This is a genomic window from Methylobacterium sp. WL103 (assembly GCF_008039885.1).
Classification (GTDB): domain Bacteria; phylum Pseudomonadota; class Alphaproteobacteria; order Rhizobiales; family Beijerinckiaceae; genus Methylobacterium; species Methylobacterium cerastii.
In genome coordinates, this window is record NZ_VRUX01001128.1 from 1 (window position 1) to 742 (window position 742).

1 protein-coding gene is annotated in these 742 nt (G+C 73.6%); it reads right to left on the reverse strand.

Going from position 1 to position 742, the window contains the following annotated elements:
* Window positions 1-534, reverse strand: a 534-nt coding sequence (locus tag FV222_RS28215; protein ID WP_281406946.1) for a M17 family peptidase N-terminal domain-containing protein, incomplete at its 3' end; no start/stop codon positions are given.
* Window positions 535-742 lie beyond the last annotated feature (208 nt).

Sequence of the window (742 nt, forward strand, 5' to 3'; positions counted from 1 at the left end):
CTCCAGGTGTTCGTGAACTTCGAGGATCCCCGCAAGGAGGAGGCCGGCGAGCATCAGGGTCAGCGTGGTCGCGGCCTTCGCGTCCTCGGCCTCGGGCTTCTTCTTGGTCTTGTAGCGGTCGAAGGCGTAGCTGCGCAGGCGTGCGCCGAGCGCGAAGTCGGCGGCGTCCGCCGGCATCGCCGCGGCGCCCGGCCAGTCGAGCACCACGCGGGCCTCGCGGCCCGCGACCTTGCCCGCGGTGAAGCCGCCAAGCACCGGCCAGTCGATCTTGCCCCGGTCCTTGTCGGTGCCGAGCCCGACCACCACGAGGCGGTCCGCGTCGACGCCGGCCGGCGCCGGCAGCACCATCGCGCTCGAGGCGCGCGCCTTGAACTTCTCGCTGCCGGCGGCCCGGGAGACCAGGTCGACGCCCGCCTGACCGAGCGCGTCGCGGGCGCCCGCGCCGAGCACGAGGTCGTCGCCGACGAACACCACGAGGTCCCCGGATCCGCCCCGACCGAGGGGGGCGAAATGGATGGTGATGCCGTCCGACATGGCGTTGCCTTCTGCCCTGTTCCGCTGTCACGAGCGTGCTCGACAGCCGCACGCCCACCGGTGCCCTGTGTAGCCGGTGAGGCGGAGAACGCAACGCGACGCGGGCGCCCTCGAAAGGCCCCAGTTCACGCGCCATCGGAGGACGGGCCGGGCGATCCGGCGGCACGGTCCGGGGCGGGACCGGAAGGGGGCGGCGGGCGCTGTGATG